We start from the raw sequence: 22,210 nt of genomic DNA, 5'->3' as shown, positions 1-22,210 counted from the left end.
TCTACTGAATTACAGTCAAGCTTAGAGAGTAAAATCAAACAATTTGAGGAGGAAAGAACCATGCCTTTAATAAGTAATATGGAGTTACGAGCAATAGAACGCGGTAAGGAAATTGGTAAGGAAATTGGTAAGGAAATTGGTAAGGAAATTGGAGCGTTAGAAAATGCTCGTGATTATATTAAAATGGTTTTAAAAATGCGATTGGGTGAGATGCCGATGGAAATTCAACAAGCTGTTGATAAAATTTCCGTATTATCGATTTTAGACGAGTTACTGAAATCGGCACTAACCGTTAATTCTTTTGACGAGTTGCGGCAATTTTTTGAACAATGGTCTCAATAATTTTCTCGATTAAATGAACTAAACAGAGGAAAGATGGTCAGAACTAGAAGCAAGTAGCAATCCCTTTTGCTATAATCGTGATGGCACAGATGAAAACGAGGACAAGTAATTATTGCTGACACCTGACAAAGCGCAATTAATCGAACCTTACCCAATAATGTCGAAAACCTCAAACTAATTGGGACTAATAATATTAATGGTACATTGGCGATTCAGGCGATGATTTACTCACTGGTGGTAATGGTAGCGATAATTTTATCTTCAACAGTAGCAATTTGGGAATCGATGCGACCGCCGATTTCATTCCGGGCAGTGATAAAATAGTATTAAGTAAAGCCATCTTTACCGCCTGACAAAAAGATGAAGTATGCTTGGATTTGACATCATCTCTGGAAGACTAGCTAGGGTCTGCTGTTCCCTGTTCTCCAAAACCAGAGACTTCGTACCTCACCATTAGGATAACTGCTGTAACTGAAATAACCGATTAATGAAAAAGATGATATTGACTTTACTATTAGCTTGGCTTTTAGTTGCTAACATGAATAGCCAAGGGGTTTTAGCAGTGACGATCGATTTTCAATGGTTGGGAAATCAAGGCTATACAGCTAAAGGTTCTTTTAGTTATGATGCAAAAACGGCCCCGACTATCTTTTCGGAAAAAGGTTCGGGAAAAATGCGAGTTTTAGAAAATTTTCAAGTATCTTTTTATGATAACAGTGGTCAAGAGATCGCTAAATACGATAATGTGAGCGAGGGAATCTCCTCGGCTAATTATTTTCAGTTTAATTTTAATACCAAAACCGGTCAAGTTTTCGGCTCGATCGATCTGGGGGGTGAAGGGATGGGGGAAATCTATCTTCAAGGGGTGGTTAACGATAATTTGGCACTCTTGCGGGTGGAGTCGGTAGATCTGGTCATGGATGAGGATGATTCACCAGAAATTATCATAATAAACCCCTTGAGTATAGGCTACATATCAGGATAGGCAAAAGGCAATAGGCAAAAGGCAAAAGCGGGAATAGATAATCAGTCTTTAATAACTGGATTGAGTATCACTCAGTTTTGACTAAATTGATCGGGAAAATAGGGATTATCCTAGCCTAATTTTTCCGCTAATTCTAACCAGCGATCGGTTAAATTATCAATTTTTTGACTTAATTGAGCTAATTCTTCGGTAAGGTCGGTTATTTTAGTAAAATCTTCTAGGGGTTTTCCATAAAGTACCTGTTCAATTTCAGCTTTTTTGGCTTCTAAAATTGGTATTTGTTTCTCGATATCTTCGTATTCTTTTTTCTCTTTAAAAGAGATTTTCTTATTGACGGGTGACGGAGAAGCTTTAACAGTTTTTGGGGTGACTTTTTTTTCTTTTGGTTCCTCCTCCTCTTTTTTCTGATCGAGATAAAGGGAATAATTGCCTGGATATTGACGGATATTACCCCCCGTTTCAAAGGAAAAAATAGTATCAACTACTCGATCAAGAAAATAGCGATCATGGGAAACAACAATCACACAACCGTTAAAGTCCTCTAAATATTCTTCTAAAATTGCTAAAGTCTGCACATCGAGATCATTGGTGGGTTCATCTAGGATTAAAACATTAGGCGCACTCATCAAAACTCGTAGTAAAAATAACCGTCGTCTTTCTCCTCCAGAAAGTTTATAAATTGGTGCATACTGTTGATCGGGAGGAAAGAGAAATTTTTCTAACATCTGGGAAGCGGTAATCACGCTGCCGTCTAGGGTTTTGACTAATTCGGCCACACTTTTAAGATATTCGATCACTCTTTGATTTTCATTGATATTGAGATCATCGGATTGTTGATCAAAGTAACCAATATGAATAGTGGAACCGATGTCAACTGTGCCTGAATCGGGGAGAATTTTCCCGGTAATAATATCCATGAGAGTAGATTTTCCTACCCCATTACTGCCAATAATACCGATGCGATCTTCGGGAGTAAAAATATAGGTAAAATCTTTAATTAAAGTGCGATCTCCGTAAGCTTTCGAGATATTTTCTAGTTCAATAACTTTTTTGCCGATGCGTCTTCCTGCGGTGGCAATATCGACTTTTCCCTCCACCTGTTTAAATTCCTTATTACCCATTGCCTGAATGCGATCGATGCGCGCTTTTTGTTTGGTACTGCGCGCTTTTGGTCCCCGGGATAACCATTCTAATTCCCGTCGTAAAACTCCCGCGTGTTTGCGTTGACTACTGGCGATCGATTCTTCCGCTAAAGCTTTTTTTTCTAGATAATAGGCATAATTACCGGCATAAGTAGATAAATCTCCCCGATCGATTTCAATGATGCGATTAGTCACTCGATCGAGAAAATAGCGATCATGAGTAATTAATAATAATCCTCCCCGAAAACGGGACAAATAACTCTGTAACCACTCCACGGAAAGCGCGTCTAAATGGTTTGTGGGTTCATCCATCAATAAACAGTCAGGATCGGCTAAAAGTGCGGTAGCGATGGCGATTCTTTTGCGATATCCCCCCGATAAATCGCCCACGCGAGCATTAAAATTATCGATACCCAGTTTACTTAAAATAACTTTAGCATTGGTTTCTAAATCCCAGGCCGCAAGTTTATCAATTTGTTGCGAAACCCTTGACAAACGTTCCATAATAGTATCCAGATTTTCTGGCTCATGGACAAGGCGATCGGACAATTCCTCGTATTCCTTGATTAAAGTCATACTTTCGCCACTATCGGCGAAAACCTGCTCTAAAACCGTTTTATCATCGTCTAGATCGGGTTGCTGGGGTAAATAGACGATTTTCATCCCCGAATTGATTTGAATTTCGCCACCATCGATCGCTTCCAATCCGGCGATCATTTTCAATAGGGTCGATTTTCCCGATCCATTCGTACCGATCAGGCCGACTTTATCGCGATCATCGAGACTAAAACTCGCATCTTTGAGAATTTCCTTGATACCGAAGTCTTTTTTGAGCGATCGAACCGTCAGCAGTGTCATGATTTGTGGGAATAATCCTTCTTTTCTAGTGTAATGTCTGGACTAATGCAAAGGATAGATTAAGCAGATTCTGCTGAAAAAGGTTTTCCCGGGGGAAAAAAACCTGTCCCTAATGCCGATGTTAACCAGAAAAGGGACAGATTGGCTCAATTGCATGAGATTATTTTCAAGGGCCAGAGGGCATCAGGAATTACATCATACCCATGCCGCCCATGCCACCCATGCCACCCATGCCGCCCATGCCGCCCATACCGCCCATATCGGGGGCTGCGGCTTCTTTAACGGGTTTTTCGACCACGAGGGCTTCCGTAGTTAAGACCATACCGGCGATGGAAGCGGCGTTTTGAACGGCTGACCGTACTACTTTAGCTGGATCGATAATTCCGGCGGCGATTAAATCTTCGTACTTGCCGGTGAGGACATTGTAACCGATGCTAAAAGCGGTATCGCGCACACCTTCCACGATCACATCGCCTTCCACACCGGCGTTGTTGGCTAACTGACGCAGGGGGGCTTCTAGGGCTTTGGCGACGATATCGGCGGCGACTTTTTCCTCATCGTTAGTCAAAGAAGCTTTGAAAGCCTTCACCTTAGAAGCCAGATGAATCAAGGTTGTGCCACCGCCCGGGACGATACCTTCTGCCACGGCGGCTTTGGTGGCATTGAGGGCATCTTCGATGCGGAGTTTACGATCCTTGAGTTCGGTTTCTGTGGCTGCCCCGACTTTAATGACGGCCACACCGCCGGCTAATTTAGCGATGCGTTCCTGTAATTTTTCCTTATCGAATTCAGAATCGGTTTCTTCTAGCTGTTTTTTCAGTTGGGCGAGACGTTTCTGCACATCGGCTTTATTGCGGCTGTCCCCGGAGGCGACAATAATTGTATTGTCTTTTTCTAGGGTGATTTTTGCCGCTTGCCCTAGCAGATCGAGGCTAACCGTGTCAAGACTTAAGCCCACTTCTTCGGAAATCAGACGACCGCCGGTGAGAATGGCGATATCTTGTAAAACCGCCTTGCGACGTTCCCCGAAACTGGGGGCTTTGATAGCGACGACATTTAAGACACCCCGGGCCTTGTTGACCACGAGAGTGGCTAAAGCTTCGCCGTCCACATCTTCGGCGATAATTAATAGGGGACGACCTTGACGAGCAACGGCTTCGAGGACGGGGACTAATTCAGCGATCGCACTGATTTTTTTATCGGTAATCAGGATCAGGGGGTTGTCGTACTCGACGATCTGTCTTTCTTGATCGGTGATGAAATAGGGAGAGATATAACCGCGATCGATCTGCATCCCTTCCACCACTTCTAATTCCGTGGTTAGGGATTTCGATTCTTCCACGGTGATTACGCCATCGGTGGTGACTTTTTCCATGGCGGCGGCGATCATTTTTCCCACTTCTTCGTCGTTGCCGGAAGAAACGGTGGCCACTTGAGCGATCGCATCTCCGGCGATCGGTTTAGCGACGGCGGCGATTTCCTCGACCAGATAGGCGATAGTTTTGTCTAGTCCGCGTCTTAAGGCGACGGGATTGGCCCCGGCGGTAACGTTTTTGAGACCTTCTTTAATTAAAGCTTGGGCGATGATGGTGGCGGTAGTGGTGCCATCTCCCGCTAAATCTTTGGTTTTTGAGGCTACTTCTTGAATTAATCTCGCTCCGGTGTTTTCGAGGGGATCGGACAATTCGATTTCTTTGGCGACGGTGATGCCGTCATTGACGATCTGGGGGGCGCCGTATTTCTTTTCTAACAAGACATTGCGTCCTTTCGGACCGAGGGTGATTTTTACTGCGTCGGCCAAGGCGTTGACACCTTTTTCTAGGGCGCGACGGGATTCATCTTTGAAGGCAATGATTTTGGACATAGTATCGCTGTTGTGATAGGACTCCTTATAGTTAATTTAGCACTCTTAGGGCTTGAGTGCTAACCCCGGTGTGCGGTTATTGAGGAGATAACGATGTTGAGGAGATAACGGTGTTATGTCCCTACGGCAGACTGAATTGAGTTAAAAAAATAGAAATTTATCAAGATTTATTAATAATTGCGGAAAATCAATGATAACTATTGTAGCATCGGGAAGCTAACAGAATTTTAGCCCATTTTCGCCTTTTTTTTAGGAGAAGACAACCATGATTAATCTGAATCCTGCTATCGAACAAAAAATTAATCAATTTATTCTGAAAGTTAAATTAGCTCACCAAAAAGAAGCCACAAATATCACTAAAGAGACTCAGAATTTAAGAGATGAACTTAATCAAAAACTAGGTGAATTAACTTTTTCAGATCCTTTACCTAGCAAAGAAGAATTAGAAAAACAAATAATAGCTCATACAGATCAGCTTGTGGAGACAATCAACCTTTTATCTACTGGCAAAATTTCAGAAACTCCTCTTGATACTTTAAGCCAAGAAACTGATAGTTTAGTTGCAACAATTACGATTCTATTCGATGCTAATGCTAACGTTCCAAACTTGCCAAAACTTAAGGAAAAACTAACTGCTTGGCAAACAAAAATTAAAGATACTTTGGTTAAATTTTCTGCCACTGTGGAATTCCAACAGAAAAATGAGTCTTTGATTGCTAAACTGAAGGATAACTTAGACAAATATAGTTCAATTCCTGAAGTAGATGAACCCTTTGAAAAGTTAATTAAGGAATTTAAAGATAATTTTGCACAACTACAAGAAGCAAGTGTTTTATTTCAAACTTTAGACGATTTAATCAATGAAATTAAAGCTAGAGATGAGGTGATCAAACTAAATAAAAGAATTGATATTTTACTGGGAAAAACCAAAGAACAAGTAGCGGGATTCCCTCCAGAATTGGATCGGGAAGTACAGGGAGAATTAGCCAAATTAATTAAAATACTAGGGATAGCGCAGGTAAAACTCATGAACATTTCAAAACCTTGTGATATCATGCAAGTAAAGGCGGTGGTAGATGCTGGAGAAATTGCGATTAAATCTTTAACAGGTCAACCTAATATTATTTTGGCACAAAAACTACGATATGCCGCCAAAACAGGATTAAGAAAAATCAAGAAATATCGCGGGTCTTTTCTAGTTGACTTCAGAGATAATCTTTTCCATTCTATCAAAATACCCACAAAAGTTTTAATTGGATTAGTGTTAGCTCTCCCTTTGAATTGGTTTATTATTGACAAAACTCCCGTGAATGAATTACTTTTCTCTTTACCTCCAATTGTCCAACAACAACCCGATTCTCCAATTGACCCACAACAACCCGCTCCTGGAAATGCTTCATTTCCGCGCATAAGTAAAGAGGCAAAAAAATTTATAATTTTGATATTGATGACAGGCACTTTAGGGGGAGCAGTTAGTCTTCTAACTCGTTTGCAAGATTTTGATAATCCCAAAAACCAAAAATATGACGATGACCTCTTGCCACTTATAATTGGTCTAACTAAGCCCATTTTAGGGGGAAGTTTCGCTTTCTTTATTCTGCTAATTCTTAACTCTAACATTTTTCCCATAGAAATTCGGCCTAGCACTAAAGATAATGGGAATGGCATCTATTTATATGGACTTTTGACAATGGCTTTTGTGGCTGGATTTAGCGAACGTCTTGTTCCCGATTTAATTAGTCAAGTAGAGAAAAAAGTGACTGTAGAGGCTAGTTCCACTGGACAGGGACTACCTCCAGCGATTTTTATCGCTCCGTCTAGCGCAAGTTTAGCATTAAACGGGGAGAAAGAATTTACCATTAACCCCGTTGGTAAATACACCATCACAATCTCACCGCCAGAAAGCGGTAAAATTGATAAAAATACCACTGATGCCAAATTTACCTATACTGCACCCCCACAAGGAAATGCTGGGGATAAAATTACTATTACTGCCACTTCTGATTCCGGACAAACTGCCAAGGCTACTGTCACTTTAACTGCATAAAAAAAGACCGAGAGAGCCTTCTAGTTTGACAAAAAAGGATAAGTAGGTAGGTGTTAAAAGTTGTCAGACACCCCCCTTATTAAGTAGGGCAGGGGGGATCCCCCCGCCTATCGGCACCCCCCTTAATAAGGGGGGCAGGGGGGATCAGAGGCAAAATCTATCTTCAATTTAATTATAACTACTTACTTAACTCCCATTTACCCCGATTTCGGGTTAATGGGAATAGCCAGGGCTTGAACTTGAATTTTTTTTAACTCGGAAACTAATCGAATCGCCTGCTGTTCGTAGAGGGGGGCGCCCAGAGTCGCTGGCAAATTTTCCATGAGATCGCTGGCGGTTTTCAGGGGACAATTAGAAAAACGACTGATTACGGTGGGTGCTTCCGCGGCAATATTGCGATTAAAGGCTTTTTCCACCCGCACGCGCCAAGTTTTGGGAGTTCGACGACCCTGTTCCACCCGTCGCAGTCCGTTGATGGTGGCCAGCACCACAATGCGATCGCCGATGCGTAAGTTGAGATAATCTTCGGGCATTAATTTCGGGGTTTCCCGTTCTCGTTGGTGTAGGATCGGCACGACTCGATAACCGTAGGCAATATCCCCGATCGAGCTACCATTGAGAGTATCTCCGGCTTCGATCTCGTATTCCGTCACCAGAATCGTTTTTTGCGCCCAACGGAACAGATAGATGATATTTTCTCCGAAAGCGGCCCCCGTAAAGGCTTCTGCCGCCACGGTGTTGGTTCCTAAAATGTGAGATTGGGGCAGAATTTGACTTAATTGTTGACTAAGGGTATCGTCGGTGGTGCGGATGACTAAGTAGCTTTGGGGGTTGAGTTTGCGGGTGGTTAGGGCCACTTCTAAATTGAGGATTTCGTCATCGGTAACAATCGCTATACTTTTGGCCCTGTCTAAATTGACATTTTTTAAAGATTCTTCGATATTTCCCGTCATCAAGGGCATTTTTGGCAGCATAGTCACATCAAAATCCCTATTTAAGCTGACCCCGACAATCGCCTGTTTCATTTCTAGTAATAAATTAGCCACTTCTGTGCCGACTCGACCTAAGCCCACAATAACGATATGATTCTGTTGGGGAACTGGGGGACGGTTAGGGATAAATTGAAATCTTGATGATAATAAAGTTTCTGTCAAAATGGCGTAGAGAACCCCGATAAAAGCGGTTCCAGCTAAGGTTAAAAAGAGACTAAATAGCTGCATCCACCAGGGGACTGCATTTAAATCTTCGGGGTTAGAGGCACCGAAAACATCACCGTAACCACCTAATAAAAGAATCGCCGTTCCTGAAAGAGCGGAAATAAAGGAAGCTCTCGGGGCGTAGAGATGGAAAAGAAAAGTCCCGATAATTACTAGCAGGATAATGATAAATACTGACAGGAAAGCCACCCGGTGAATTTGCTGCTGAAAACTCAATTGCCAGAATTGTTGTATTTCTTTGAGCAATTTTTGCCAAAAATACCGCAACTTCTGGCGAGAATTTGACGGTTTCTGGCGGGTAGCATCGATATTTTGATAGGTAGTTTCGATGGTGGTAATGGTATCACCTGCCCGGATAGTGGTGGTGGGGGACCATTGATAAAATCCAGCCGTTAAAGGTTCATCGGGGGCTGTGTGTGCTAACAGACGACGGGTGGGGGTATTTAAATCACCTAAAAAGCGATCAATCAAACCATCTTCGGGGCTAATTTGTCTCTGGATAATCCGCAATTTCTGACCGTCGAGATGCAAAAAACCGAGGGTTTCCGTGCCTAATGTGGCTAAAGCAAAGGCATTGGCGGGTAGTTGGGTGGGTTCATAGGCGATAAAATTGCCTAAACGTTCCTTGAGTAGCTCATTGAGATTATCTTTAGAAGAACGCACCACTAAGCGGGTAAGGGGATTTAATTGCCGAATAATTAGGGCAGTAGTGGCATTAATTCGCTCATCACTGGTGACAATTAAAGCAGCCCGACAGCGCTCGATTCCCGCTCTTGCTAAAATGTTTTTTTGACGACAATCACCGATAATTATTTCCTCTAATAAATCGGGAAAATCATTAATTTCCCAACTGGGAGGCTGTATTAGTTCGATACCGACAACGCTAACCCCAAACTCTTTTAAAGACTTGACGCAGTGTTGTCCAAGACTACCCAATCCACAAACTAAAAAGCGATCGGCTAACTTGACATTCCCATGGACAAAGCTGAGAGATTCTTGGTTCATAGATTCTGCTTGTCTTAAAAAATAGGATGTTTTTTCAAACTTTTAATCCACCCTTAATTTCCTCTTAATAAGGGGGGTATTAGACAATTTTAAACACCTAACTAATTATAACATACCAGCGTTTTTATTGCGTACCCGTTGATACATTTCTTCCATTACCTCGATAAAGGAAGTATCCTTATCCCAAAATGCAGGATAATCACCAGCTTTTTTAATGACAATTGCGGGAATAATTGCCGCTTTAACTAACTGAGGATTTTCGGGTAAACGGTGATGAGAGTGCCAAAATTCTTTGAGATCAATTGTTTCTACTGCTGGTATAGTTTCGGGTTTAGTGTGATAGGAAGTAACGGGTTTAAGAGGAATTTCTTCCTCTTGGATGGAGGAGGAAAGCAGCTTACCGAGGGGAGTTTTTGCTAACTCTTGCAGTAATTTTTGACGAGAGATACCTCGTAATTCAAATAAGAGGAAAGGATCCTGATCTAATTGGGAAGCAACGAGGTAATAAACTCCAGCAATATGTTTACAGGGATTTTCCCAATCGGGACAGGAACAATTAGTGATAAAATCCTTTTGACTGTGGGGTAATAAGTGTAGATTCAGATCGCTAAATGCTTCATCAATATTATCAGGAACTTCTTTGAGCAGCAGTTTAGAGATCATACTCGCTCTTGAACCAAGATTATATAAAGCTTGTGACCACTCTGCTTTAGTAATTGGTTTAATCTCGATACTCACCCTATACAAAGGTTCTTTGTAAACTCCAAAGTAGGGATTAATGGAACCTCGCACCTGAGCAGTAATTAAATTACCATCAATTTTATAATTCTTGACTTTATCATTTTTTGCGTAGGAACGTCCTCGACTCAAGCGTGCTGAGTCAGTAAATTCCTCTAATGCTTCTATAAAGCGTTGTCCCCACCAAGTTTTACTAAATTTATTCATGGGTTTACCTCGATTAAATAATTGTCTGTTTATTCAATGCGATTAACTGACGAAAACTTTCGTTATCTAATTCCGTTAACCAGGATTCATCATTACTAACAATAGCATTAGCTACCTTTTTCTTTTCCTCGATCATTTCATCAATTCTTTCCTCTAAGGTTCCCAAAGTGACAAATTTATGCACGAAAACATTTTTTTGTTGACCAATTCTAAAAGCGCGATCGGTTGCTTGATTTTCTACCGCAGGATTCCACCAACGATCAAAATGAAAAACATGATTTGCTTTGGTTAAAGTAATCCCCACCCCCCCAGCTTTTAAGGATAAAATAAATACGGAAGGTTCTGTTTCGGGATGTTGAAATTCTTCGATCATTTGTTCTCGTTTTGGTTGAGAAGTCCCCCCGTGAAGATAATAAGTATTATAGCGAAAAGTTTGTTTCAGGTACTTTTGTAAGGAGTCCCCGATTTCAGTAAATTGAGTGAAAATTAGCAAACTATCTCCCTCTAAAATTACTTCTTCTAGCATTTCTCCCAAACGCTCTAACTTATGCGATCGCTCAGGAGTAAAAGCGCTGTTATCCTGTAAAAATTGACGCGGGTGATTACAAATTTGTTTCAAGCGCATCAGGGTAGATAAAATTAATCCTTTGCGTTTTATTCCCTCCGCTTCTTCTAATTGTTTTTCCACTTCTTTAATGACAACTTCATAGAGAGAAGCTTGTTCTTTAGTTAAATTACAATACTGTTTGTTTTCCACTTTGTCAGGCAAATCTTTAATTATCTGCTTATCGGTTTTTACCCGACGCAGAATAAAAGGTTCCACTAATTTTTTGAGAACCGTGGACTGGAGACGATCATTTTGTTTTTGGATTGGCACTTCAAACGCTTTACGAAATTGAGTTTCTTTGCCTAAATAACCGGGGTTAAGGAAGTTAAAAATTGACCATAAATCAAGCAGTCTATTTTCCACAGGAGTTCCCGTTAATGCGAGACGATGTTGTGCAGATAAACTCAAGATTGCTTTAGTTTGTGCCGCTTTAGGATTTTTGATATTTTGTGCTTCATCAATTACCAAACGTTGCCAAGATTGCGAGTTAAATAATTTCAAATCCTTGCGAACTAGGGTAAAAGAAGTAATGACGATATCCTTTTGACTAGCTACTGTCTGAAATTCGCTCTCATCTTGATAGCGCTTACTACCATGATGAATTAAAACCTGAAGATGGGGGGCAAATTTTTCAATTTCTTTTGCCCAATTTCCCACCACAGAAGTGGGTGCGACTAGCAGAGTTGGTAAAACATTATTATCTCCCTCTCTTTCCCCAACCAATCTAGCAATTACCTGTAGAGTTTTTCCTAATCCCATATCGTCAGCAAGACAACCATTTAAACCCAATTGTTCCAGGTATTGAATCCAAGCAACCCCGCGCTTTTGGTACTCCCGCAGCGTTCCTTGTAATTGGGGAGGATTTTCGATCGGTTCTAGTTGACTAGGATTTTGTAATTTCTCTAGCATAGAACCCAAAAATTCATCGGTTTCAACAATAATCTCCTCCGGGTATTCGGCAGCTTTTTTCATTAATTCAATCAGATTCATCTCAGGATTTTCCTGCTGATATTTCTGCCAAAAATCCAGCATTTGCTGCATTTTATTTTGTTCTAATTCTACCCATTGACCTCGAAATTTAACTAAGGGTGTTTTGGTGTTAATTAATTGTTGCCATTCCTCTTGGGTAATAGTTTCTTCACCGATGGCTAATTCATATTGATATTCAATGATGTTTTCAAGGCTAAAAATTCCTTTACTAACGGGGGTAGATTTGCCCGATTTAGAAGTAGTTTTTAGCCGAACTTTGGCGCGCTGACGACCTTGGGGAGTCCACCAAGCGGGAATAATCACTTTATATCCCGCATCTTCTAAAATCCAAGCAGTTTCTTTCAAGAAAGTAAAAGCTTCTGTAAGATTGAGAGAAAATCCCGTCGGTTTATCCGTTTCTAATCCTTGCCAAATAGGGGGATAAATACGGGCAGCATAACCCAAACTTAGTAAAATATTTTTGTCTAAATCTTGACCAAAATGCGCTCGTATGCTTGTTCTAGTTTCGGGGACTGCATACCAATATTCGTCTAATTCTAATCGCAGGGAGGGGTCTTGTTTAGAGATGAGGATAAAGGTAATTTGCCACTGTTCAATATTATCTTCTGGTGCTTCCGTTAGTTTAAAACCAAGGCTAAAACTAGATATATTTTGGTCTCCTAGTAATTGCTGTCTCCAAGTTTGCCACTGTTGATATTTTTCTAAAGCGGCAGCGGTTTGCAGAAATCCAGCAGCTTTAGTCACAGAGAGGCAGTCACCTATAATTGTCTCGCCAATTTTTTTATCAAAACTGGCAGGAATTGCCGTATTAGTGACAATTTCATTGAGGAGACATTCGGAGAAGTGCCGGAGTAGGGTTTTGGGATCGTATAATTGTGGTGAAGCATGGGGATTTTCAGCACCAGCAAGACAAATGCGGGGAAGATATTCGAGATAGCGATCGAGATTGGTTTCGTAGGTTGCTGATATAATTTCCCAAAGAGGGTAGATGGCAAAGTTAGCGGTTTTCTTGTTATTTGTGGCTAATTCTCGATATTTAAAAGCAGGAATATAGTTATCTTTGAGAATTATTTCTTTAAAAGCTTGACTGTAGTGATACCAAAAAAGTAGATCTGCACCTAACTGAATCTCTGAGGAGTTGTAAAGACAGATAAAGTGCAGATCATTGAGCAGTTTAAGTACAGGATTAAGGGGATAACAATCAATTTGCCAAGATTGCCATTGGCTATTTTCTGGGGGTTCTTTTTCTAGATAACGCAGTAATTCTAAGGAGGGTAAAGGTTGATTGTCGTGGCTAGGTAAAAGAAAGTAGCGGGGGACAAATTGCCGACTAAGAGGATTATAATTCGATTGAACTATTCCTAACTCTCCGGTGAGAAAGCTAGTTAATTCTTCTTTGCTTAACTGAAAAGGATGATAATTATCAGCAGTGGTGCGACTCTTTTTCGGGGTGCTAGTTTCTCCCCAAAGATAAAAGCTACCCTTCTGAATAAATTCGTCCGTTGATTGGGGAATCCAAGTACCGTGAAGAATTTTCATGGTTTTCAATGAGTACAAAAGAACTTAAATGAGGGCAATACTTAGCCTCTAGAAAAATTGTAGCGATTATGGGAGGATTCTCCACACTTTTTTGTCCCTTTGCGAACCCAGAAGTCCTCTGGATAAGAGAAAAAGGTTAATAGAGCTTCTAGGAGAAAAAACCATTGAGAAGACGTGATCAACGGTTTTTTGAGCTTAAAGCTTATCCCTACATGGGTTTAAAGCTATTTTTGTTCTAGGTTTTGTTGAGGTTCCACTAAGAGGGATGTCTAATTATATCAATTCTCCGAAATCCGGCTACAAGAGTTCGATCCCCCTGCCTTCGTCTCCCTTAAAATGGGAAAAAGGGGAAATGGGAACTTAAATTCGATAATTCGATCTGTAGTTTTGATGGGTGAGAATTGGTATTAATTAACTTTTACCCAAATACTGCGGAAATATTTTTCGGGATTATTTTTATCGATAATATCTTTACAGGGAGTATTGCCAACTCGCTCGATTGTACCATCATCGCTTAAAATCTGAAAGCGATCTTTGAGATGCGGATGAAACAACAAAGCTTCTGGACGAAACCCGTCAGGGAATTGCAGTGATTCTATCTTTTCTGGTGCATCTTCTTTTTTTCCTGACCAAGTATAGAAAACAAATTGATCGCCTCCATGAAATTCTCCAGCAATAATTAAATATACTTCTAAAGCTGCCCAAAATTCAATGCTACGAATTCCTAATCCTCCCAAATCTAACAAGATAGGATCACCAAATTCAGCCCGATCATTGCTGGAATTAATAACTAAACTTTGAGGATTTTTTAGAGTTAATAAAAGAGCTTTATCGTTTGGGGTAGGATTACGAAAACCGATTAAGATATTTCCGTCTGGAGTTGCCGTTAAACCTTCAATATTTAATCCACCTTTAGCTTTGGGAGCTTTGGTTTCTGCTGTTTTGAAATCAAATATTTTAGCCAAGTCAGAGTCTTCGATAATATCGCGCAAGACTAACTGAGTATAAGACTCACCCACTTGAACTATACTAGAGCCGTCATCGGTAATTTTACTAGCAAAAAATTGATGACGAGGGAGTTTTCGTTCAGCATTTTTATTGCGACCATGGGAAGTAATCCAATAGATTATGTCATTTAGTACAGCTGCCCCCTCCAAGTCGATTTCTTTATTGTTAGGATTTTTTTTCAGCCAACTATTAATGTCAATGGTTTCCAGTGCTTTTCCCGACTCTTGAGAGGAATAAATCCAGAGAATATTACCTAATTCTGGATCGGCCTCATCATTACCAACAACAAATTTATTTTCTCCTAAAGCAGTGGCTGCAGAAGCATCACAAATTCCTTGATGTTTGATTTCTTGGATAATAGAAAATTTGAGAGATTGCATGATTGTATTCTCCTTGTTAACTGGAAAAGTGAGGACTAAGAAAATTATAGGCGATAGAGGAGAAAAAGACAAGAAATGACTAGAAATAATCTCAGAAAGGACTGGTTTGAGGATTGATTGAAAATCTTTAAGGTGACAAACATAGTTATTTATTTCTGAGTATTAGGTAATATGGGTTTACCAGTATTACGCACATTGATAAGCTTCCCTAAAATATCAAACCAAAAAGGTGCGCCCATCGCCACGGCTACTCCTGTCATCAACCAGCCAAAGATAGCTTGTAACAAGCCATTTTGTTCTTTTATTTGTTCACCATTAAACCATCCTTTTTCATTCCAACCAAGCGGCAAAGGTTGATTAATTTTTTCTAAATTCTTGACACTAACTTGTAATTTTTCTGTACATTTAGCTACTTTGGTAGGATCATCTTGAGCATCTTTAAAACAAGATTCATTAGTCTGAAAAACTTCTGTAGCCACCTGATTAATTCCCTGTCTTAAATTGGGATTTTTGGATAGTTGCTCAATGACATAAAAGCTGTCAATATTGAGCAAGGCAGCCGCTAAAAAACCAAAAGCAAAAGATACCCCCTTGGCATTTCTTTTATATACTCCCGATGTTCGCTCCATAATTTGAGTAAAAGTGTTGGCTATTTCATCAATAAAATTCTCCAGAGTTGGATTGTCATGTTTGAGTTTGGTACTATAACCTATTTCTATCAATCTGTCAATCGCTAATTTGTCTATTTTAGAGAAATCGGAAATACTAGCTAATTTCTTAAAGATTCCTGTTTTTTCTTCAACAAGATCTTTTCCTAAAAAATCCGCTTTTAATAATTTTTCATTATCTAAAAGTTTACTATTAACTAGACTAATTAGGGACGCTGCCAAAACTTTTGGTTCAACATAGGAAGGACCAGCTGACTTCCCCAAATTAGTGTATTGATTTAAACTTGATAATAACGATCCATTATTGTACAAAGATTTGACCGTCTCTTTCCCCAAGAATATTTCTAGGGCTTGTTTTAAATTTTTAGCCCGAAATTCTAGCAAGGCAGCTAATTGTTCTTGTAATTCGGAGATAATAAGGCTGGAAGTTAAGTAGATAAAAATTAGAGCAACAATAATTTCGAGAAGGGTTCCTAGATTCATTTTTAAGACCTCACTATTGATTTTACAAGTTTTTGTTTTTAGTTATGACCAAAGCAAATTAAGCCAATTCCTCGGTTAAAATGCGGCGGACAATTTCGGTGACAGCGGCGGCTAAATTGGTATCTCTTTCCCTGTCGGAACCGTTGGGAGTACGAAGAGCTAAGGAGAAAGTTCTCAGTTTAGCTGGTTGCACACGATTATCAACAAATTTGACGAAAGCTACATAAGCAAAGGAACTAGGACCGAAGCCAACTTTAGAAATTACCACAGGTTGACTAATCACATTTATCACACCTAAAGTTTCTAAAGCAACATCAATATATCGTGCTGCATCGGTTCCCATAGCACGAACAACGGTTTCTAAACTATTCCATTGACTGCCGATAAAACGAGTATTAGTAGTTAAATGTAGATGCCATCCTAACATCGTAATTAAACGCACTAAATCATAAGTCGATACATCATTTGTTCCTGTGGTATTATCTACTGGTGATCTTAAGACGGTAGCACTGCTACTTAAATCTTTGATAATTGGATCTTTAATCAGAGAAGGATTAAAATATCCCCCAGTAAATTTACAACTGGTATTTCCCGTTTGAGCTTTTAGCCAAGCTTCCAAATCCGCTCGTTTAGTAAAGCGTTTAAACAAGGCTCCAATTTGATTCGAGCGTCCCAGAGAACCATCAGCATCTTTTCTATAGGAAACCATATCAACCACCAGATCAAAAAATTTAGGTTTGGGAGAATTAGCTGGTTCAATCACACAATTATCAACATCAACTGTAGGGAATTTCCCATTAATTTGTTCAATTGCGTTAAGAACTCCAATGAATTTAGTGGCACTGAGTAATTGTTCTGGATTAAAGGCATCTTTCCCTAACCAATGGGTTTTGATTGGACTGCTGCCATCGCCAAAACTTCCCACACATACACAGGCATGAGAGATGTTACTAGCCAGAAAATTTAAGCCATTTGTGTCAATATTGGGTAAGTTTCCCCGTTGGGGATAATCCCTAAAAGTAATAGTTTTCCCTGATCCTACGAGAGTAAAATTAGTTCCGTAGGAAACTAAATTAGTCCCGTCTGGTTTCTGTTTTAAGTGTTCAGGATAGTCGTCCACTTCCATCGCAAAAGGCGAATTCCGCAGTGTTCTAGCGACGAATGACTGAGTTACCCCAATATTGACCGGTGCGATTGAATTATCTTGGATGGTGGTTAATTTGTTAAGTATAAATTGAGTATCTTTGGCTTGATCTAAGATAAAAGGTAGCTGTTTTGTGTCAAGTAAATTAGTAGCAATATTGGGATTAATTGCCACTGTGTCAGAAGGAAGTCCAGATAAATTCAAGGCTTGACAAAATTCTTTGAGTCCTCGCCAAGTAAAAGTATCTCCAGTGCCTAAATCACCATCAATCCATTGTCCACCGGGGTATAACCCTAAGTTAGCTAGTTTAGTTTGAATTTCTCTTACTAACCCTTGATCCGCTTTTAGCTGGGAACGGGTCAGAGTTTTGTTATCGTTAACAATGTCTTGTAAAGTTGCCATAGTTTTGTCCTTGAAAGAGATTAGGAAAGGATAGGAAAAGTATTAAAGCAAATTCTTAATGACAACAAACCAAGGTCGAGTAGTGTCCTTTACTTTACCATTGGTATCAAGTTTTAGGGTCTTTTGGGTAACTGAATCGCTGACATTTCCTCCAATAATATCAATTTCATTCGTTCTTTTTGCTACTACCAAATCACAATGAGAAATATAATTGTCAGTGGTATCATAAGTAACTCCTGATTGACGAGGAGCGCAAACTAAATCACCAATTTCTGGAGTTACTTCATCAATTTTAAAAGCCACAAAAGGAGCATTAATGACTTGATCTTTGCGTTTTTTAACACTATCTCGAATATAAACTGAATGACTCGCATCTCGCTTAAATTTATCGGCCGCACCTGCTTTTGTCATGATCCAAGAAATAAATGCTGCTGACCAAGGTACGTTACCCACATCAAAACGAGTGTCAATATCGTTACGATTTAGAGCTTCTTTCCAATAGGTAACAATGCGTTGCCAAAACCCATCTTCTCGTTCTTTTCTTGTCCCTTTTTTAAAAAATTCCCATTCTTGAGTAGCAATATTAACTAAGTTTTGCTTAAAATTTTGATCGACAAAAATTTCGACATGAGAAATAAAAGCAAACCAAGTAGTCATGCCATCACGAGGCGTTTCTAATTGAATTTCCCAGTGATTATTAGGAGCGGATCGATATTGTTTGATGGCTAGGGTATCCCCTTTTGCTAAGGGAAATTTTTGGGAATCTGTTAAGGTACTGCTATCTTGAGGTAAAGCCTTAATGACGGTATTCACTAAAGCTTTTAGGGTTTTGTCAGCCATGATATAAAGTCTCCTTGAGAAAATAAAGAACGATTGAACGATTAGGATTTGTGCAGTGTATTTAAAGCACTTTTAATCCGGGTATCAGTAATCACAAAGGCAGTGAAGGTTTTGCTAGGATCACTCTTAACATGGGAGAAGGGATTTTTATTAGTAATTCCCAAAAAAGTATCAATCTTATTTCCTTTAATTGCACTACCCACATCCGCCGCAAAGAAATAACCATCATGCTTCACTTTTTTTCCCGAAGGCAAAATGACTTCTTTTCCTCTTGCATCAGGAATATAAATAACTGTTCCTAAAGGGATCACGGTTTTATCAACGGCAATGGTACGATAAGGAACTAAGATAAAGCCTCCTGAACCATCTCCAAAAGATCCTTTAGCTGGGGCAAATAAAGAGCGATTTATGGCTCGGATAATGACCTCTTTTAAGCTCGGAAAAAAGGGTTTACAATTGGTTTGAGCGGTTGTTCCGGTTGTGGCAAAGTTAAAGGTTTTAGAGGACTGCGAAAACCTATCAACAAATCGTCTTCTGGCGTTGCTGTTAAACCTTCAATGTTTAACCCCCCTTCTTTCGGAGCAATTGTCTCTGCTGTTTTCAGATCAAATGGTTTTAATAGAGAATTTTCTAACAGATCGGGTAAAACCAATTTCTGATAAGGTTGCCCTATAACCCCCAAAATTGCATCATTATCAAAAAATTGAACAGCAAATAATTGATGGCGTTTTTCTTTAAATTTTCCTTTTTTGCTCCGTTCATGGGAGGTAATCCAATAGGAAAAGTCACCAAGATTTGTCACACATTCAATGTCAATTTCTTCATCATCATGAGGAAAGAAATATTCATTAATGTCCACACTTTCAACTGCTTTACCAGACTGATGAGAATCATATAATCTTAAGATATTATCTTCATCGTTACCGACAAAAAAACGATCTTCCCCCCAAGGTACAGCCGCCGATGCGTCACAAATATCGAAGTGTTTAAGGGGTTCGGCAAAAATAATGGAAAAATTGAAGTTAGTCATGGTTTAGGTTCCTCCTAACGGTTAGAAAAAAAGTCTCAATTAGCCCAGATTAAATATCATCAAGCAATGCTCTCCGATAGGTATCAGTTAAATTATGATTCCCTGCGATCTTGCCTGTTTGCTGAGTAAAAGTCACTGAAAGACCAATGTGTTGATAGTGCTTTTTTGCTTGTCCTTTAGTGAGTTTATCCAGAAAATTTTTAATCCAAGCTAATCGGATTTTTGCACTTTCACTCATTCCGTCCTCTGTCGGTTCATCAACGACTTCTGTAGTTGGGAAAGGAACTGCTTGAATTAGGTCTTCACTATTGATAATCCGATAGCTATTAATTTTTTCAAAATTATCGAAGTGACTAGCAAAAGTTTCGTCACCGACCCTGGGACTAGCAAAAGTATAAAGTTGAATTGAGGGATTAACTTGATGACGTTCAGCAAGTTTAGCAATATGTAAAGCAGCTAAGGTTGCTAATCCAGCCCCTAAACTATGACCTGTAATAAAAATCTCTGTTTCTGAAGAATTCTGCTGATTACCGAAATATTTACTAAAGAAATCAGCAACGACTTCCTTGCTAGAAACAGTATTTTGATTAGCAAAAAATTGATTAATTTTTGCTTTCAGGGTATCCAAAAAAGGAATTGGAATACCACCTATCCTTCCCAGAAATGCTTGTAGAGAATTTTGAGGATGGTCAATCGTATAAATCAGATTAAATCCATTTCTGACTTCTCCTAAGTCAGTAAACTCATCAGGTAGAAAAGGCTTAGGTTTAGGGCGAAAGTTATTAAACCATTCTGCCCCTTCACGGGTTCCACGAAATACAACAAAAAGCTGATTAGGATTTTCTTGAGATTGAGCAATAAAGCCAAATACTTCATCCGTCGTGACAATATCTTTAAGGCTTTTCCAGAATTGCTGTATATCTGATTGTAAAATATTGTTAAAATTACTTGGTTTTAACAATTCAAACCACCACCATTGAGGAAAGAAAAAGGTAGCACAACGATTATACTCTTTAGAATTTTTCCAAAACTGATCAAGTTTTTTAAAATTAGTATTTTCACCATGGTTCTTTTGGCACTCTAAACTATCCATTTCCAGATCCGCGAAGTCTTGCGAACCTGTGATGACGGTTGGAAGTTTACTTTCTTGTTGTAATTCTTCATTGGCATCCCAGACTTCATATTCGTTATAAGCAACGGAGATTAGATTTGCTAATTCCATAGCCACCTTGCGATCAAAACCAGTACCTTCGGGGATCTGAATTTTTTGGATAGAGACCATACAAATAACTCCTTAAGACAATTGTAAGTGAACAAAATTGAAACTAAGCTCAAGCATAAATACCCGGAGCTTGTAGAGCGATCGCCATTGCATTGCTATTACTTGTCAAACCTTCATAGAAGAAAAAGATTTGACCGCCCAAACCTTGACTACGGTTGTATTTAATGGATTGCACAATATCACTTGTTGTTAAGATTGTTCGGCTGGCAGTAAAAGCGATTCCAGGTGCGATTTTTTTAAGTTGACTAGCCGTAAGCCGTGTTTTCAGGCTATCTACTTCTGTTTTATAGTTAGCAAAGCTGGTTCGATACAGTTGAGGATGCAAAAAATCTACGATCTCTTGCTTAACCCATACCTCTGAATCCTGCATCAAATTATTTAGCCCAAAAGGAAATGGTGAAGGCGACATTGAAACGATGCAAGTAGATTTTGTACTCTTAATTTTCTCAAATATACTTGCTAAGTATTTAGTCAATATATCGGCTCGGAATTTAATCCAAATGGGGTCTTTGCCATCACTGGGAGGATTAACCCCATGTTTGGCTTTATACTTATCTTTAGTCGCTTGATCATAGCCGCCATTAAAAGGAATAGCAGGAAAGCGATCGCATCCCTGAATTCCATCCACATCGTAGGTATTAACGACTTCTAAAATTAAATCCAGCATAAATTGTTGAACCTCTGGATTTAAGGCATTCATCCAAGTTAATCCGCCATGTTGAACTTTATTGCCTGAACTATCTAAAGCTGACCAGTTAGGTTTAGTCTCCAAAATATGACCGCCATCAGCATCGGGTGAAGCCGCGAATCCATATTCAAACCAAGGAAAAACCATCATTCCCCGACTTTTGCCCTGTTTAACAATCTCCCTTAAAGGATCAAAACCTACATAACCAGGGTCTTGATTAGGGAAACCATTCTTCGTCATTACAGTACTTGGAAAAGCGGTAAATCCTCGATTCCAAACCGCAGGACAAACAGTATTAAAGCCATTACGTTGCAAAAAATTGAGAGCGTTACTAATGGTTGCCGGAGAAGTTAAAACAGAACTGTGAGTACGGTCAACAATCCAAACTCCTCGTACTTCTGTTGTGATTGATGGTGGTAGTGGCGGCGGCGTAATAGGAGCTACCCAAGCGGCGGCGACAAAGCCAGTGTCAGTTCCCTCTGTAACTTGTGTCCAATCATTACGAGTTCCACCCCCAAAAGTATAACTACTTCCCCGAACAGTTTTGATAATTTCAACCAAAGTTCCTGTCGGTAGCGGCTTAATAATATTACCATCTGTAGTGGAATCGGGTTGACTTCTTAAGTTAAGAGAACTTGCCGTAATTTTGCCTTGAGCCATGATTGTAACCTTACAAGAATTAGACAATATAGAGAGATAGAAATTTATCCCCCTTATTCAAAACAAGAGGGATATTTGAAAGAG

The 22,210-nt window shown here is 39.6% G+C and carries 15 protein-coding genes and 2 pseudogenes; 4 read left to right on the top strand and 13 right to left on the bottom strand.

All coding sequences use genetic code 11. The features are described 5' to 3' along the window. From BGL89_RS06085 to BGL89_RS06075, 3 genes and pseudogenes are all read left to right on the top strand, one after another. A pseudogene (locus BGL89_RS06085) lies at positions 1-342 on the top strand (hypothetical protein); the annotation flags it as partial. 99 nt (positions 343-441) lie between these two features. Beyond that, positions 442-671, top strand: a pseudogene (locus tag BGL89_RS06080) (hypothetical protein); the annotation flags it as partial. 158 nt (positions 672-829) lie between these two features. Beyond that, positions 830-1,327 (top strand): hypothetical protein, encoded by a 498-nt coding sequence (locus tag BGL89_RS06075; protein ID WP_286824931.1) that lies wholly within the window; start codon positions 830-832, stop codon positions 1,325-1,327. A gap of 110 nt (positions 1,328-1,437) precedes the next feature. Here BGL89_RS06075 and BGL89_RS06070 read toward each other — a convergent pair whose 3' ends face one another. Then, positions 1,438-3,327 (bottom strand): ABC-F family ATP-binding cassette domain-containing protein, encoded by a 1,890-nt coding sequence (locus tag BGL89_RS06070; RefSeq protein WP_286824930.1) that lies wholly within the window; start codon positions 3,325-3,327, stop codon positions 1,438-1,440. A gap of 190 nt (positions 3,328-3,517) precedes the next feature. After that, positions 3,518-5,191, bottom strand: a complete 1,674-nt coding sequence (groL, locus tag BGL89_RS06065) for a chaperonin GroEL (protein WP_286824929.1) — start codon at positions 5,189-5,191, stop codon at positions 3,518-3,520. Positions 5,192-5,456: 265 nt separating this feature from the next. Here groL and BGL89_RS06060 point away from each other — a divergent pair, with 265 nt between their 5' ends. Further along, positions 5,457-7,238: a hypothetical protein gene (locus BGL89_RS06060; RefSeq protein WP_286824928.1), complete on the top strand. Its 1,782-nt coding sequence runs from the start codon at positions 5,457-5,459 to the stop codon at positions 7,236-7,238. Positions 7,239-7,435: 197 nt separating this feature from the next. Here BGL89_RS06060 and BGL89_RS06055 read toward each other — a convergent pair whose 3' ends face one another. From BGL89_RS06055 to BGL89_RS06005, 11 genes are all read right to left on the bottom strand, one after another. Then, a complete protein-coding gene (locus tag BGL89_RS06055; protein ID WP_286824927.1) occupies positions 7,436-9,460 on the bottom strand; it encodes a potassium channel family protein in 2,025 nt (674 codons plus the stop codon). Between the two features lie 105 nt (positions 9,461-9,565). After that, complete coding sequence (locus BGL89_RS06050) at positions 9,566-10,405, bottom strand: SWIM zinc finger family protein (RefSeq protein WP_286824926.1); 840 nt, start codon at positions 10,403-10,405, stop codon at positions 9,566-9,568. A gap of 13 nt (positions 10,406-10,418) precedes the next feature. Beyond that, positions 10,419-13,541: a DEAD/DEAH box helicase gene (locus BGL89_RS06045; RefSeq protein WP_286824925.1), complete on the bottom strand. Its 3,123-nt coding sequence runs from the start codon at positions 13,539-13,541 to the stop codon at positions 10,419-10,421. A gap of 407 nt (positions 13,542-13,948) precedes the next feature. Further along, the gene (locus BGL89_RS06040) at positions 13,949-14,929 is read right to left on the bottom strand and encodes a DUF3616 domain-containing protein (protein ID WP_286824924.1); all 981 of its coding nucleotides are present in this window, start codon (positions 14,927-14,929) and stop codon (positions 13,949-13,951) included. 149 nt (positions 14,930-15,078) lie between these two features. Next, on the bottom strand, positions 15,079-16,080 hold the full coding sequence (locus BGL89_RS06035) for a hypothetical protein (protein WP_286824923.1): 1,002 nt from the start codon (positions 16,078-16,080) through the stop codon (positions 15,079-15,081). Positions 16,081-16,138: 58 nt separating this feature from the next. Then, entirely contained in the window at positions 16,139-17,626 is a 1,488-nt protein-coding gene (locus tag BGL89_RS06030) for a hypothetical protein (RefSeq protein WP_286824922.1), read from the bottom strand. Positions 17,627-17,668: 42 nt separating this feature from the next. Beyond that, positions 17,669-18,466: a DUF2272 domain-containing protein gene (locus BGL89_RS06025; RefSeq protein WP_002750566.1), complete on the bottom strand. Its 798-nt coding sequence runs from the start codon at positions 18,464-18,466 to the stop codon at positions 17,669-17,671. Positions 18,467-18,507: 41 nt separating this feature from the next. Further along, on the bottom strand, positions 18,508-18,795 hold the full coding sequence (locus tag BGL89_RS06020; protein WP_286824932.1) for a 3D domain-containing protein: 288 nt from the start codon (positions 18,793-18,795) through the stop codon (positions 18,508-18,510). A gap of 101 nt (positions 18,796-18,896) precedes the next feature. Further along, entirely contained in the window at positions 18,897-19,496 is a 600-nt protein-coding gene (locus BGL89_RS06015; RefSeq protein WP_286824921.1) for a DUF3616 domain-containing protein, read from the bottom strand. 49 nt (positions 19,497-19,545) lie between these two features. Beyond that, positions 19,546-20,778 (bottom strand): lipase family protein, encoded by a 1,233-nt coding sequence (locus BGL89_RS06010; RefSeq protein ID WP_286824920.1) that lies wholly within the window; start codon positions 20,776-20,778, stop codon positions 19,546-19,548. Between the two features lie 49 nt (positions 20,779-20,827). Further along, positions 20,828-22,126 carry a family 10 glycosylhydrolase gene (locus BGL89_RS06005; RefSeq protein WP_286824919.1) on the bottom strand — a complete coding sequence of 433 codons (1,299 nt, stop codon included), beginning with the start codon at positions 22,124-22,126 and terminating at the stop codon, positions 20,828-20,830. Positions 22,127-22,210: the final 84 nt, after the last annotated feature.

Origin of the sequence: Microcystis sp. LSC13-02 (genome assembly GCA_002282935.1) — a bacterium.
Lineage (GTDB): Bacteria > Cyanobacteriota > Cyanobacteriia > Cyanobacteriales > Microcystaceae > Microcystis.
The sequence above is the reverse complement of the archived record's forward strand: the minus strand, read 5'-3'. Positions and strand labels throughout refer to the sequence as shown.